The 14867-nt window shown below is 73.7% G+C and carries 10 protein-coding genes; 5 read left to right on the top strand and 5 right to left on the bottom strand.

Features of this window, described 5'->3' with window-relative positions:
- Window positions 1–71: 71 nt before the first annotated feature.
- From OEB99_RS18650 to OEB99_RS18635, 4 genes are read left to right on the top strand one after another with little or no spacing between them, the layout of a single operon-like run.
- Window positions 72–2897, top strand: a complete 2826-nt coding sequence (locus OEB99_RS18650) for an aconitate hydratase (RefSeq protein ID WP_263578808.1) — start codon at window positions 72–74, stop codon at window positions 2895–2897.
- Window positions 2898–2936: 39 nt separating this feature from the next.
- The gene (locus OEB99_RS18645; protein ID WP_263578807.1) at window positions 2937–5132 is read left to right on the top strand and encodes an adenylate/guanylate cyclase domain-containing protein; all 2196 of its coding nucleotides are present in this window, start codon (window positions 2937–2939) and stop codon (window positions 5130–5132) included.
- Window positions 5129–6613, top strand: coding sequence for a mechanosensitive ion channel domain-containing protein (locus tag OEB99_RS18640; RefSeq protein ID WP_263578806.1), 1485 nt, complete (start codon window positions 5129–5131; stop codon window positions 6611–6613). The genes OEB99_RS18645 and OEB99_RS18640 overlap by 4 nt, the downstream gene beginning before the upstream one ends.
- Window positions 6610–8718 carry an adenylate/guanylate cyclase domain-containing protein gene (locus tag OEB99_RS18635; RefSeq protein ID WP_263578805.1) on the top strand — a complete coding sequence of 703 codons (2109 nt, stop codon included), beginning with the start codon at window positions 6610–6612 and terminating at the stop codon, window positions 8716–8718. The genes OEB99_RS18640 and OEB99_RS18635 overlap by 4 nt, the downstream gene beginning before the upstream one ends.
- A 21-nt stretch (window positions 8719–8739) precedes the next feature.
- Here OEB99_RS18635 and OEB99_RS18630 read toward each other — a convergent pair whose 3' ends face one another.
- Genes OEB99_RS18630 through OEB99_RS18610 form a run of 5 tightly spaced genes read right to left on the bottom strand, consistent with a single transcriptional unit; the run spans window position 8740 to window position 12802 of the window.
- A complete protein-coding gene (locus OEB99_RS18630; protein WP_263578804.1) occupies window positions 8740–9639 on the bottom strand; it encodes a phosphotransferase in 900 nt (299 codons plus the stop codon).
- Complete coding sequence (locus OEB99_RS18625; RefSeq protein WP_263578803.1) at window positions 9636–10355, bottom strand: type 1 glutamine amidotransferase; 720 nt, start codon at window positions 10353–10355, stop codon at window positions 9636–9638. The genes OEB99_RS18630 and OEB99_RS18625 overlap by 4 nt, the downstream gene beginning before the upstream one ends.
- Window positions 10356–10364: 9 nt before the next feature.
- Entirely contained in the window at window positions 10365–10637 is a 273-nt protein-coding gene (locus OEB99_RS18620; RefSeq protein ID WP_263578802.1) for a hypothetical protein, read from the bottom strand.
- Window positions 10638–10691: 54 nt separating this feature from the next.
- A complete protein-coding gene (locus tag OEB99_RS18615; protein WP_263578824.1) occupies window positions 10692–11357 on the bottom strand; it encodes an NUDIX hydrolase in 666 nt (221 codons plus the stop codon).
- The gene (locus OEB99_RS18610; protein WP_263578801.1) at window positions 11351–12802 is read right to left on the bottom strand and encodes a GuaB1 family IMP dehydrogenase-related protein; all 1452 of its coding nucleotides are present in this window, start codon (window positions 12800–12802) and stop codon (window positions 11351–11353) included. Before OEB99_RS18610 ends, OEB99_RS18615 begins: the two co-directional genes overlap by 7 nt.
- Before the next feature lie 100 nt (window positions 12803–12902).
- Between OEB99_RS18610 and dxs the strand changes: the two genes are divergently transcribed.
- A complete protein-coding gene (dxs, locus tag OEB99_RS18605) occupies window positions 12903–14786 on the top strand; it encodes a 1-deoxy-D-xylulose-5-phosphate synthase (RefSeq protein WP_263578800.1) in 1884 nt (627 codons plus the stop codon).
- The last annotated feature ends 81 nt before the right edge of the window (window positions 14787–14867 follow it).

Raw genomic sequence — 14867 nt, 5'->3', positions numbered from 1 at the left:
GCGAGAGCGTGCCGCCGGACGACTAGCCTGAGTGGGCCACGCCACCGTCCACGATCGCCGAAGGAGCACTCGTGAGCAGCGTCGACACGTTCGGAGCACGATCCACCCTCGAGGCCGGGGGAACGCCCTACGAGATCTACCGGCTGGGCGCCGTGGACGGGTTGGCGCGCCTGCCGTTCAGCCTCAAGGTGCTCGCCGAGAACCTGCTCCGGACCGAGGACGGCGCGAACATCACCGCCGACCACATCCGGGCGCTGGCCGGTTGGGACCCCGCCGCAGAGCCCGACACCGAGATCCAGTTCACGCCCGCTCGGGTCGTGATGCAGGACTTCACCGGCGTGCCGTGCGTCGTGGACCTCGCGACGATGCGCGAGGCCGTGGCCGACCTCGGCGGCGACCCCTCGCTGATCAACCCGCTCGCTCCCGCCGAGCTGGTGATCGACCACTCGGTCCAGATCGACGTCTTCGGCCAGCGGGACGCCTTCGCGCGCAACGTCGAGTTCGAGTACGGGCGCAACCAGGAGCGCTACCAGTTCCTGCGCTGGGGGCAGACCGCGTTCGACGACTTCAAGGTGGTGCCGCCGGGCACCGGGATCGTGCACCAGGTCAACATCGAGTACCTCGCCCGCGTCGTGATGACCCGCCCCGAGGGCGGCTCGGACGGCCCGGTCGTCGCCTACCCGGACACCTGCGTCGGCACCGACTCGCACACCACGATGGTCAACGGCCTCGGCGTGCTCGGCTGGGGTGTCGGCGGCATCGAGGCCGAGGCCGCGATGCTGGGCCAGCCGGTGAGCATGCTCATCCCGCGGGTCGTCGGCTTCAAGCTCACCGGGTCGATCCCGGCCGGCGTGACCGCCACCGACGTCGTGCTGACCATCACCCAGCAGCTGCGTGCCCACGGTGTGGTCGGGAAGTTCGTCGAGTTCTACGGCGAGGGCGTCGGAGCCGTGCCGCTCGCCAACCGCGCGACCATCGGCAACATGAGCCCGGAGTTCGGCTCGACCTGTGCGATCTTCCCGATCGACGGCGTCACGCTCGACTACCTGCGGCTGACCGGTCGCTCGGACTCGCAGATCGCGCTCGTCGAGGCGTACGCCAAGGCCCAGGGCATGTGGCACGACCCGGCGTCGCCGGACTACGTCGAGCCGGTCTACTCCGAGTACCTCGAGCTCGACCTGTCGACGGTGGTCCCCTCGATCGCCGGACCCAAGCGGCCGCAGGACCGGGTCGAGCTCAGCGAGGCCAAGGAGTCGTTCGCCGGCTCGGTGCTCAGCTACGTCGACCACGAGGACCCGGCCGCCCTCGGTGGCCTCGACCACTCGGTCGAGGAGACCTTCCCGGCGTCCGACCCGATCGCCGCCGGCGAGCACCGGGACGCCTCGGCGCTGCCCGAGCACGTCACGGGCGCGCCGTCGCGGCGCCCGCACAAGATCGTGCCGGTCACGCTCGCCGACGGCACGACGACCGAGCTCGACCACGGCCACGTGGTGATCGCGTCCATCACGTCGTGCACGAACACGTCGAACCCGTCGGTCATGCTCGCCGCCGGGTTGCTCGCCAAGAACGCGGTCGAGAAGGGTCTCGGCTCCAAGCCGTGGGTCAAGACCTCGACCGCGCCGGGCTCCAAGGTGGTCTCGGACTACTACGAGAAGGCCGGCCTGTGGCCCTACCTCGAGAAGCTCGGCTTCCACCTGGTCGGCTACGGCTGCACCACGTGCATCGGCAACTCCGGGCCGCTGCCCGCGGAGGTCTCCGCGGTGGTCAACGAGAACGACCTCGCCGTCGTCTCGGTGCTGTCCGGGAACCGGAACTTCGAGGGCCGGATCAACCCGGACGTGAAGATGAACTACCTGGCCTCGCCGCCGCTCGTGATCGCCTACGCGCTGGCCGGGACCATGGACTTCGACTTCGAGACCGAACCGTTGGGCACCGACCCGGACGGTGACCCGGTCTTCCTGCGCGACGTGTGGCCGAGCGCCGACGAGGTCCAGGCGACCATCGACTCGGCGATCGACCGCGACATGTTCGCCAAGGACTACGCCGACGTGTTCGCCGGGGACGAGCGCTGGCAGCAGCTGCCCACCCCGACCGGTGACGTGTTCGACTGGGACGGTGCCTCGACCTACGTGCGCAAGCCGCCGTACTTCGAGGGCATGGGCCGCGAGCCCGAACCGGTCGGCGACATCGCCGGGGCGCGCGTGCTGGCCAAGCTCGGCGACTCGGTCACGACCGACCACATCAGCCCCGCCGGCGCGATCAAGGCGGACAGCCCGGCCGGGCGGTACCTCGCCGAGCACGGGGTCGAGCGCAAGGACTTCAACTCCTACGGCTCGCGCCGCGGGAACCACGAGGTGATGATCCGAGGGACGTTCGCCAACATCCGGCTGCGCAACCAGCTCGTGCCGGGCGTGGAGGGCGGCGTCACCCGGAACCTCCTCACCGGCGAGCAGACCTCGATCTACGACGCGTCGGTCGCCTACGCCGAGGCCGGTGTCCCGCTCGTCGTGCTCGGTGGCAAGGAGTACGGCTCCGGCTCGTCGCGCGACTGGGCCGCGAAGGGGACGAGCCTGCTCGGCGTCCGCGCGGTGATCGCCGAGAGCTTCGAGCGCATCCATCGCTCCAACCTGATCGGGATGGGCGTCCTGCCGCTGCAGTTCCCGGCGGGGGAGTCCGCCGACTCGCTCGGCCTGGACGGCACGGAGACGTTCGACATCACCGGGGTGACCGCGCTCAACGACGGCGTCACCCCGCGCACCCTGCCGGTGCGGGCCTCCAAGGCGGACGGTTCGGTCGTCTCGTTCGACGCGGTGCTCCGGATCGACACCCCGGGTGAGGCCGACTACTACCGCAACGGGGGCATCCTGCAGTACGTGCTGCGCTCCTTGGTCGACTGACCTCCTGCGGGCCGAGCCGGTGATCTAGGCTCACCAGGTGTGGCACGGAGATCCCGGCACCCGTCGTCGGGTGATGCGAGTCGTCCGGTCGGGCGGGGCGTCTCGATAGCGTCGCGGCTCGCCGCGACGATGCTCGGCGTCGGGTTCGTGTCGCTGGTCGCGGCCACGCTCGTCGGCGTCCAGGCCGGCCAGGCGCTGGGCGAGTCGATCGTCGACGACTCGCTCGTGTCGTTGCGCGGCGCGGGGAACCTCGACGTCGCCGCGCAGCTGCGCCACTACCAGCGGATCGCCGGCCAGCTCGCCGGGACCGAGGACGCGGCGGCCACGATCCAGGACTTCGCGGCGGGCGTCGCCGAGCTCGAGAGCACGCCCGCCACAGAGGTCCGCGCGGATCGCGACCTGCTCGTCGAGGCGTACCAGGAACGCTTCCTGGCGCCGCTGCAGCAGATCGACGCCGACACCGCGATGAGCGACATCCTCGCCACCGACCCGGCGGCGATCGTCCTGCAGGCCCGCTACTCGTTGCCCGAGGGCTCGGGCTCGGACCCGATCTCGGTGACCGACGCCGGGGACGGCAGCGCCTGGTCGGCCGTCCATGCCGAGGTGCACCCTGCCTACCGCGACACGGTGCGCCAGGCGGACCTGCTCGACGTCTACCTGGTGGACGCCGCGAGCGAGCGGATCGTCTACTCGGCGGCCAAGGGCCCGGACCTGGGCACGAGCCTGGCCGTCGGCCCGTTCAGCGGGTCGGTGGTCGCCAGGGCGGCGGACGCCGCGCTGTCCGCCGACGGCGGGGTCGTCGTCGACATGAGCTTCTACGACGCCGTGCCCGGTGTGGCGGTCGCGGCGGCGGCGGCGCCCGTCCGTGACGGTGACCGGCTCGTCGGAGTGGTCGTCGTGACCTACGACGGCAGCGTCTACGGCGACCGGCTCGTCTCGCTCGCCGCCTCGGCTGCCGGCGCCGACCCGAGCGATGCGAGCGGTGACCTCTACCTGGTCGGCGCGGACGGCAGGCTGCGCAGCGAGCCGCGGTCGCTGCGCGCCGACCGCTCCGCGTTCCTGGACGCCGCGGCGGCAGCGGGCACGATCACGGCGGCCGACCGGACCGAGATCGAGGCGACCGGCACGGCCGCGCTGACGCAACCGGCCGCGGACGGCACGGTGAACGCCGCCTTCGACGGCGAGACCGGGGTCGTCACGAGCACGAGCATGACCGGGGCCGGCAGTCTCGACGCCGTCGCGGCCGTCCCGGTGGACGGTGTCACCTGGTACGTGGTCGCCGAGGTCGACGCCGAGGCGGCCCGGTCCACCATCGCGTCCTTCCGGCAGATCCTGCTGGTCGGCGCGGCGGTGTTCGTCGTGGCGCTGGCCTTCACGGCGGTGACCTGGGCGACCCGGTTCATGGCCCCGGTCCGGATGATCGCCGGTTGGCTCGGCCGCAGCGTGCGGGCCGGCGCCGGCGTGGGGGACCCGGGGCCGGTGACGATCCCCGACTCCAGCCCGGTGGAGCTGCACCGCCTGGCCGGGAGCCTTCGGGCCATGGGGGACTCGTTGCGCCGGCAGGAGCGGGACCTGCGGGACGCGCGTGCCGAACGGCTCGCGGTCCTGCAGCGCATGCTGCCGCCCGCGGCCGCGCAGCGGATCGCGCGCGGCGACGTCGACTCCCTCGACGAGGTCCCGAGCGCCACCGTCGCCGTGGTCGTCGTGCTCGGGCTGGGCGGCGCGGTCGGGCGGGAGGGTGGTGTCGACCGCCGGCTGTTCGACGAGCTGCACGCCGAGCTGGACGGCATCGCCGCCGTGCACGGCCTGGATCGCATCAAGGTCGTCGGCGACTCCTACTTCGCGGTCTGCGGGCACGACCGGCCCTACATCGACCACGCCCCGCGGGCACTGGCCTTCGCCGAGCAGGTCGCGGACCGGGTCCGCGGCCTCGCCGCGACGGCCGGGGTGCCCCTGGACACCGCGATCGGGATCAGCACGGGCACGGTCACGGTCGGGCTCTCCGGGGGCAGCGCCGTCGTGTACGACGTCTGGGGGCCCGCGGTGACCACGGCCCACACGCTCGCCAGGTCGGCGCCTTCCGGGCAGATCGTGGTCACCGACGTGACCCGCGGTCGGCTCCCGGACGAGATCGGCCTCGTGGCGTGGCACCGCGCGGGCGAGGAGCCCGGCGACGAGCGGCTGTGGCGGGTCGCCGAGCCGGCTGAGCAGGCCGGGACGGAGGCGGGGCGATGACCGTGTCGGCAGAGGCGCTGTGGACCGTGGCCGTCATCGTGGTCGTGCCGCTGGTCATCATCGGCGCGGCCGAGCTCGAGGAGCGTCTGCGGCAGGCCGACTCCCCGCTGCGCGCGCCGGTGCTCACGGTGCGCAACTGGGTGCTGCCGTTCTTCGCCGCGTGGGCCCTGCTCGGTCCGGTCCTGGGCGTCGACCCCACGACCTGGTACAGCAGGGTGGTCGGCACGGGCCTGCTGCTCTCCCTGGCCGTCGCGGCGTGGCAGGTGCTCCAGCTCGTCGGGCGCGGGGTGCGCGCCCGCCCGTCCGGTCCGGGGTCGCGCCCGGTGCCGCAGCTGGTGCTGATGATCCCGAGGCTCGCGCTGGTGATCGGCGTCGGCGGGCTGCTCCTGGGCGGGGTCTGGGGCGTGAACCTGTCGGCCGCGCTCACGGCGCTCGGCGTGACCTCGCTGGTGGTGTCCTTCGCGCTGCAGGACACCTTGAGCGGTCTCGCGTCGGGGTTCCTGCTCCTGAGCGACCGCCCGTTCAAGACCGGCGACTGGATCTCGGCGGCAGGCACGGAGGGCGAGGTCGTCGACATCAACTGGCGTACCTCGCGGATCCGCGACCGCAACGGGGACATGATCGTGGTGCCGAACAGCGAGCTCGCGAACGCGAGCCTGGTCAACCACAGCGCGCCGGTCCCGCTGCACCGGGTCGTGGTCTCGCTCCAGGTGGCATTCGCCAACCCACCCACACTGGCCAAGGAGATGCTGCTCGACGCCGCGCGGTCCGTCCCCGGTGTCCTGGCCGAGCCCCCGCCCGCGGTGCTGGTCACGGTGATCGACGACCCGCTGATGGGCTACGACGTGCACATGTGGGTCGACGACTACGCGATCGTGCCTCGGGTCAAGGGCGACTTCGGGGCACTGGTCTGGTACCAGTCGCACCGGCACAACGTGCCGTTGCCGAGCCCCGCGCAGGACATCTTCCTGCACGACCCCGCGGCCGAGGCCGAGGCGGCGGCGCCGACCCTCGCCCAGCTGCGCGAGGGCGTCCGCCTGTCCCCGCTGCTGGCCCAGCTGCCCGACCCGGACCTGGACCGGCTCGCGCAGGTCGCGCGCCGTGTGCGGTTCCGTGCGGGTGAGCTCATGGTGGACCCCGCCGCGGAGGCGCCGGACCTGATCGTGGTGGTCGACGGGCAGGCACAGCTGGTGCTCCTGGTGCCCGGGTCGGACGAGGCCGTGGTGAGCGACATCGGCACCGGAGACCTGGTCGGCCTGCTCGACGGGCGCCTCGAGGACGACCTCGTGGTCGCCGTCCGGGCCGTGACCGACTGCGTCGTCGTGCTGCTCCCCGCCGAGGTCGTCGGTGAGACGGCCAGCCGCAACGCCGAGATCGCGGCCGCGTTCAACCGCCTGGTGGCGCTGCGGACCAGGCGGGTCGAGCGCCTGATCGCCCGTCGTACGCCGCAGATCGCCCAGCGGCCGGGGGAGGCGACGTGACCGAGCAGCCGCGCCGGCGGCCGTGGTGGCGGCGGCCGCGCCGCCTGAGCCGGCAGCTTGCGGCGGCGCTCGTCGTGACGGCGCTGCTCGCGGTGGTGACGTTCGGCGTGCTGAACTTCGTCGCGGCGCGCAACCTGCTGGTCGGTGGCACCGAGGCGCAGCTCGCTGCGGTCGGGGCCACGCGGGCGGACACCATCGAGGCGGGTGCCCAGCGACTGATCGCCGAGGTCTCGACGGCGTCGACGGACCCGGCGATCGCGACCGGGCTCAAGGACGTGACCGCCGCGTTCGCGGAGCTCGAGGACCGTGAGCTGACGCCCGAGCAGCTCGCGGAGCTCGAGAGCTGGTACGCCGACCGGGTGGTCGGCCCGGCCAACGACGCGGGTCTCGGCCCGTACGACGTCGCCACCATGCTGCCGAGCACGACGGCCGGACGATGGGTGCAGTACCAGTACACGATGCGTCCCGCCGGGGCGGAACCCCCGGTGGACGCGGGGGACGGGACGACCTACTCGGCCGTCAGCGCCTCGCTCTCCGCGCCGCTGCAGGGGATGTCGGACGGTCTCGGCGGCGGTGACGTGCTGCTCGTCGACGCGACCGGGACCATCGTGTTCTCCCTGGACAAGGGCAACGACCTCGGCACGAGCCTGGTCACCGGCCCGTACGCCGGGAGCGAGCTGGCCCGCGTGGTGACCGAGCGGCTCCCGCTCGCCCGCCTCGGGACGACCCTGCTCACCGACTTCACGATCTACGCCACGGGACGGGTGGCGCTGTTCGCCGTGACCGCGGTGCGCAGCGGCAACGAGGTCGTCGGAGCGCTCGCGGTCCAGGTGCCGGTGTCCGCGATCAACGCGCTGACCAGTGCCGACGGCTCGTGGGACGCGATCGGTCTCGCGGACGGCGACGCGTACCTGGTCTCGGCGAACCTGACGCTGCAGAGCGAGCCGCGAGCCTGGCTCGAGGACCCGCAGGGCTACCTCGAACGGCTGCGCAGCGGCACCGAGGAGGAGCAGGCCGAGGCGGACCTCATCGAGGTCTTCGGCTCACCGGTCGGCATCCAGGTGGTCGACACCGCGCCGGTGCGAGCCGCCCTGGACGGGGCGGCGTTCCGCGGCGCGACCCGCTCGGACCTCGGCGACCAGACGTTCGCCGCCGCCGAGTCGTTCAACCCCGGTGGTCGTCAATGGGTGGTCGTCACCGAGGTCCCGCGGTCGTCGTCGCTGGCGCCGCTGACCGAGTACGTGCTGCGCATCCTGCTCGTGCTCGCGATCGTGCTTCCGGTGGTCGCCGGTCTCGGGCTGTGGCTGTCGAGGCTCCTGACCCGTCCGATCCCGCCGACCGTCGACGCTGCGGCCGCGATCGTGGACGGCGAGCGTCACCCGGAGGTCGACACCGCGCGACGCGACGAGTTCGGCGACCTCGGCCGCCGGCTGACGGCCATGGCGGAAGCGCTGGCCGCGCACGAGGCGCAGCTGGCCGAGGAGTACGAGCGGACCCGCAGGCTGCTCCTCGCCGTGCTGCCCCCGCAGCTCGTCGACGCCGACGGCAAGGTCGTCGGGACCGGGGAGGCCGCCGACCTCGCGACCGTGGTCGCGGTGACCATCGCGGCGGCCGACGCCGAGCACGACCTGGACCAGCTCGGCGAGGCTCTCGGCAGGTCGGCCGAGCTGGCCGAGCGGGTGGCCGAGGAGGCGGGTCTGCAACGTGTCCGGGTCGCGGCCGACCGGTACCTGTTCATCGGCGGTCTCGGGGCGGACGACGACGGGGCGGACGTGGGGCTGCGGTTCGCGCGTGAGTTCCAGGCTCGGCTCGCCGCGGATCCCGACCTGTCGCTGGACGTCCACCTCGGGCTGTCCACCGGTGCGGTCGGGACCGGGGTGCTCGAGACCGGGACCCTGACCTTCGGGGCGTGGGGCGAGCCGGTCCGCAGGGCCCTCGCGCTGGCCGCCCTGGCCCGGGTGGACAGCGTGCTGGTGGACGGCACGACGTTCGAGTCGTGCTCGGCGGTGGACCTCGGTCCGGCGCACGAGGTGCTGGACCTGGACGGGCGTCCGCTCGACCTCTACACGTTCGACGGCACGCCTGACGTCAGCGCGCGCACCTGACGCGGTCGGGCCCCGTGGCGGTCACCTCAGCTCGGCGACCAGCTGGGCCGTGGCGTGCCTGCCGACCGCGGCGAGCCCCGGGTGGGCGTCGGGGTGCGCCAGCATGACCGGCACCATGGCGGCGGCCCAGGCCCGTGCGCGGCGCCGCAGCGCGGCAAGTGCCGTCCCGGGCAGGTCGCTGCGGTCCGCGTAGCGGGCCCAGAAGTCCTCCCGGGCCTGCGGACCGAAGCACAGCCACGCCGTCGACAGGTCGCTCGCCGGGTCCCCGGCGGTGAGGTCGCCGAAGTCGAGCACCGCAGCGAGCCCGTGCGGCCCGGCCAGCAGGTTGCCGGGGTGCGGGTCGCCGTGCAGCCAGACGCTGTCGCGGTCCCACGCCGGCGCGGCGAGGCCGTCGGCCCATGCCTGCCGCAGCGCCGCACCCTCGTCACCGGGCAGCTCGGCGAGCCGGTCCGCGACTGTGGCGTCCCGTGCCGCGAGGGGTACGCCGCGGAACGCGTTGGCCGGTGCGTCGTCGGGCGCGGGGGAGTGCAGCGCCGCCAGCGTCTCGGCCAGCTGTCCCGCCCACGGGTCGCGGCGGTCCGTGGTCAGCGTGTCCGCCGGCGAGCCGGCAAGCCACGGGACCACGCTCCAGGCCCACGGGTAGTCGGCTGTGGCGTGCCCCGAGCGGACCGGCACGGGTACCGCGACCGGGACGAGCGTGGCGATCAGCGGCAGCCACCGTCGTTCGTTCAGCAGCAGGCGAGCGGCGAGCTCACGGGCCGGGAGGCGCGCAGCGAGGTCCTCGCCGATCCGCACGGTCACGTTGTCCCAGCCCTGAGCCGTGACCCGGAGCGGTCGGTCCGCGAGGTCAGGGTGCTGCGCGGCGAGCAGCGCGCGGACCAGGTCGGCGTCGACGACGACCTCGTGCAGCGGGTGGCTCACCGTCGCTCCCTCGCGGCCGCGGCGAAGGTGGCCAGACCGGTGCGTGCGGCGGGCTCGAGCGTCGGGAGGACCGCGCGCGCGTCCTCGGGCACGTCCGTCGCGGAGTGGCTCCGCAGGTCCTCGGCCATCACCGGGGTGGCCAGCCAGGTGCTCAGCAACGGCCCGTCGACCTCGATGTGGAACTGCAGCCCGAGCGCACTGCCGGCGGCGAAGGCCTGGACCGGTGTGAGCGGGGTGCGGGCCAGCAGGGTCGCGCCGGACGGCAGGTCCACCGCATCGGAGTGCCAGTGCAGCACCCGCGGTGCGGACCCCAGGGGGTCGAGGACCGGATGCGGCGCGACGAGGTCGAGCGGGGGCCGGTAGCCGATCTCGGTCCCGGCGCCAGGGTGGAGCGTCGCGCCGAGCGCGACGGCGAGGAGCTGCATGCCGAGGCACACGCCGAGCACCGGGACGCCGGCGTCGACCGCGGCGGCGAGCAGCTCGCGCTCAGCGGCGAGACCGGGGTGCACCGCGTCGTCGGTCGCACCCATGGATCCGCCCATCACCACCAGCGCGGCGAGGTCGGCGGGCTCCGGGAGATCCGGGACCGGGTCGTCCAGGACGGTGCGGGTCGACGTCTCGACACCGGCGGCGGCCAGAGCTGCGCCGATCAGGCCGGGCCCCTCCCAGGGAGCATGCTGCAGGACGAGGGCGCGCCGGGTCGGGAGCGTGCGCACCCGGCCATCCTAGGCGGGCGGCGCCAGCGGCGGACCGGCACCGAACGCCGTGGCCGCCTCGCCGAGGACCTCGGCGGCGGCGTCGGCGAGCATCGTGCCGCCCGGCGGCATGCCGCCCGCGCGGATCGCGGACCACCCCGCGAGCAGCGCGTCCCGCGCCTCCTCCGGGCTGTGGCCGGGTGCGCCGACCAGCACCGACGGCACCAGCCAGTCCGGGTCGAAGGCGCCCGGCGGGAGGCTCTGCACCGGGTCGCCATCCCGGTCGATCGGTCCGAGGCTCATCTGTCCAGGGTCGCACCGAGCGCGGTGGTGCGCGCGACGAGGCCGGCGGTCGTCCTACCGGGGGATCACCCGCTCGCGGTCCCACGGCTCGGCCCAGCCGAGCTCCGCGAGCAGCGTGTCGAGCACGATCGCGGTGAAGCCCCAGACCAGGTGCCCGTCGAGCTCGAAGGCCGGGGTGCGGAAGGTCGGTGGACGCCGCGCCTGCACCACTCCCCGGCGTCGTGGGTCGACGAGGTCGGCGACCGGCGCTCGGAAGACCTCGGTGGACTCGCGTCGATCGACCACCCCGACCGTGGACGGCCGGTGCCACCAGCCGAGCACCGGCGTGACCAGGTGCCGGCTGACCGGCAGCGGCAAGGGGGCGAGGGCGCCGAGCACCTCGACACCCTCCGGGTCGAGCCCGGTCTCCTCGCGGGCCTCGCGCAGCGCCGCGGCCACCGGGCCGTCGTCCTCGGGATCGACCCGACCGCCGGGGAACGCGATCTGGCCCGGGTGGTGGGTCAGCTCGTCGGACCTCGCCACGAGCAGCACGTCGAGGTCGGCCGGCACGACGGGTGAGGTGTGCCGCGCCGGCGTCGCGTCGAGCGCCCCGAGCAGCACCAGGACCGCCGCGGGCCGCAGCGTGCTCCGGTCCCCGGGGATCGGCGGCCAGCCGACACCGCGCTCGACGAGCGCAGCGAGCTGGTCGCGTGGCGTGGGGACGCCGGTGCTGGTCACCAGCCGTCGGGCAGCGGCCTGCCCTCGTCGTAGCCGGCGGCGGACTGCAGACCCACCACGGATCGGTCGGCGAACTCGTCGAGCGTGGCCGCACCGGCGTACGTGCACGCGCTGCGCAGCCCGGAGGTGATCTGGTCGAGCAGGTCCTCGACGCCCGGTCGGGCAGGGTCCAGGTACATCCGGGACGAGCTGATGCCCTCCTCGTACAGCGCCTTGCGGGCCCGCTCGAACGCGGTGCCGCCCCGGGTCCGGGCCGCGACCGCACGCGCGGAGGCCATGCCGAAGCTCTCCTTGTAGAGCCGTCCGGTCCCGTCCTCGTGCAGGTCGCCGGGGCTCTCGTGGGTACCGGCGAACCAGGACCCGATCATCACCTGGGACGCTCCTGCGGCGAGGGCCAGCGCGACGTCGCGGGGGTACCGGACGCCGCCGTCGGCCCAGACGTGCGCCCCGAGCCGCCGCGCCTCGGCCGCGCACTCGAGCACGGCGGAGAACTGCGGCCGCCCGACCGCGGTCATCATCCGGGTGGTGCACATCGCACCCGGGCCGACGCCGACCTTGACGATGTCCGCGCCGGCCTCGACGAGCTCGCGGGTCCCCTCGGCGGTGACCACGTTCCCGGCGACGACCGGCACCTGCGGGTCGGCGCTGCGCACCGCGGCCAGCGCCTCGAACATCTTGGCCTGGTGGCCGTGCGCGGTGTCCACGACCAGGCAGTCGATCCCCGCGTCGAGCAACGCCTCGGCCTTCGCCCGCACGTCCCCGTTGATCCCGACCGCGGCCGCGACCCGGAGCCGGCCCTGGCCGTCGAGCGCCGGCGAGTAGATCGAGCTGCGGAGCGCGCCGATCCGGGTGAGCACACCGACGAGGACCCCGTGGTCGTCGACCACGGGGGTGAACCGGCGGTGCGAGTGGTGCAGCCGCTCGAAGGCCCGCTCGAGGCCTTCGTCACCGTCCAGCACCTCGAGCCGGACGACCGTCGGCTCGGCGCTCATCACCTGGCCGACCTGGGTGAACCGGTCGACGCCGCTTCCGTCGGTCTCGGTCACCACCCCGACCGGGCGGCCGTCGGAGACGACCACCGCTGCGCCGTGCGAGCGCTTGCCGATCAGGGTCATCGCGGTGTGCACGGTGTCGTGCGGCGAGACCACGACCGGCGTCTCGACGACCGGGTGGGCGGCCTTGACCGAGCGCACCACGTCGGCGACCACGTCGGCCGGGATGTCCTGCGGGATCACCGCCATCCCGCCGCGGCGGGCGACGGTCTCGGCCATCCGGCGACCCGCGACGGCCGTCATGTTGGCGACGACCACGGGGACGGTCGTCCCGGTGCCGTCCGCGGTCGCGAGGTCGACGTCGAACCGCGAGGAGACGGCGGACCGGGACGGGACGAGGAACACGTCGCCATAGGTGAGGTCGGTGGTCGGCGTGTGGCCGGGGATGAAGCGCATGAGGCAAGGGTAGGCCGCGGCCGGGTGCCCGATCGGTGCGCCGAGGGGTGGCCGGGACCGGCCACGGGCACGCTCGGAGGTCAGACCGTACGATGGCCCGATGGCCCTGCTGCCGAGCATCTCCTCGCCCGCTGACGTGCGAGCCCTCAAGCCCGCTCAGCTGGACGAGCTCGCCGCCGAGATCAGGGACTTCCTCGTCCAGTCGGTCTCCCGCACCGGTGGGCACCTCGGACCGAACCTCGGCGTGGTCGAGCTCACCATCGCGATGCACCGGGTCTTCGACTCGCCGCGCGACACGATGGTGTTCGACACCGGCCACCAGGCCTACGTGCACAAGCTGCTGACCGGGCGCAGCGACTTCTCCGGGCTGCGCCAGCGCGGCGGCCTGTCCGGGTACCCGAGCAGGTCCGAGTCCGAGCACGACGTCGTGGAGAACTCGCACGCCTCGACGGCGTTGTCGTGGGCGGACGGGATAGCGAAGGCCAACGCGCTGCGTGGCCAGGTCGACCGGCACGTGGTCGCGGTGATCGGCGACGGCGCGCTGACCGGCGGGATGGCCTGGGAGGCGTTGAACAACATCGCCGCGGGCGCGGACCGGCGCCTCGTGGTCGTGGTGAACGACAACGGGCGGTCGTACGCGCCGACGATCGGTGGCGTCGCGGCGCACCTGATGACGCTGCGCACCACGCGGGGCTACGAGGACGTGCTGGCCTGGGGCAAGCGCACGCTGCAGCGGTCCGGCCCGCCCGGACGGATGGCCTACGACGCGCTGCACGGCCTGAAGAAGGGCATCAAGGACGTGCTCGCGCCGCAGGGCATGTTCGAGGACCTCGGCCTGAAGTACATCGGCCCGGTCGACGGGCACGACGTGCGGGCCGTGGAGTCGGCCCTGCGCCGCGCCAAGGCGTTCGCCGGCCCGGTGATCGTGCACGCGATCACCGAGAAGGGGCGCGGGTACACCCCGGCCGAGCAGGACGTGTCCGACCGCTTCCACGCGGTCGGCGTGATCCATCCCGAGACCGGTCTGCCGATCGCGCCGTCGCGGTTCGGCTGGACGTCGGTGTTCGCGGACGAGATGGTGCAGCTGGGCAAGCGCCGGCCGGACCTGGTCGCGATCACGGCGGCGATGCTCGAGCCGGTCGGCCTCGCGCCGTTCGAGCAGGCCTTCCCCTCGCGCGTGTTCGACGTCGGCATCGCCGAGCAGCACGCGGTCACCTCGGCGGCGGGGATGGCGTTCGCGGGGCTGCACCCGGTGGTCGCGGTCTACGCGACGTTCCTGAACCGGGCGTTCGACCAGGTGCTGATGGACGTCGCGCTGCACAAGGCCGGCGTGACGTTCGTGCTGGATCGGGCCGGGATCACCGGCGACGACGGCGCGAGCCACAACGGCCAGTGGGACATGTCGCTGCTCCGACTGGTCCCGGGTCTGCGGATGGCGGCTCCCCGCGACGAGGACTCGTTGCGGGCCGCGCTGCGGACCGCGATCGAGGTGTCGGACGGGCCGACCGTGGTCCGCTACCCGAAGGGACCGCTCCCGCCGGCGCTGCCCGCGCTCGACTCGGTCGACGGGCTGGACGTGCTCGCCCGGCACGACGGTGACGTGGCGCGTTCGGTGCTCGTCGTCGGGGTGGGGCCGATGGCCCACACCGCGGTGCGGACGGCCGAGCTGCTCGCGGCCGAGGGGCTCGCGGTGACGGCGGTCGATCCCGGCTGGGTGCTGCCGGTGCCGGATGCGCTGGTGAAGGCCGTCGGCGAGCACACCTGTGCGGTCGTGATCGAGGACGGCGTGGTCGCGGGCGGGGTCGGCGCGCTGCTCGGCCAGCAGTGCTCCGAGGTCGGCGTGCGCACGCCGGTGCACCCGGTGGGGATCCCGCTGGAGTTCCTCGGGCACGCCTCGCGGGCCGAGCTGATCGAGGCGTTGCGGCTGCGCGCGGAAGACGTCGCGCACGACACCTTGCGCCGGCTGGAGGCGTTCGGCGGATAATCGATCCCATGACCGGCCCAAAGGTCCCAAGTCATCCCATGACCCGACGCGTACCGTCGGGGGTACCGGAGCGAGACGAGG

This window comes from Actinotalea endophytica (genome assembly GCF_025717005.1).
GTDB lineage: Bacteria > Actinomycetota > Actinomycetes > Actinomycetales > Cellulomonadaceae > Actinotalea.
Note: the sequence above shows the minus strand (reverse complement) of the source record. Positions and strands in the feature narration are given on the sequence as shown.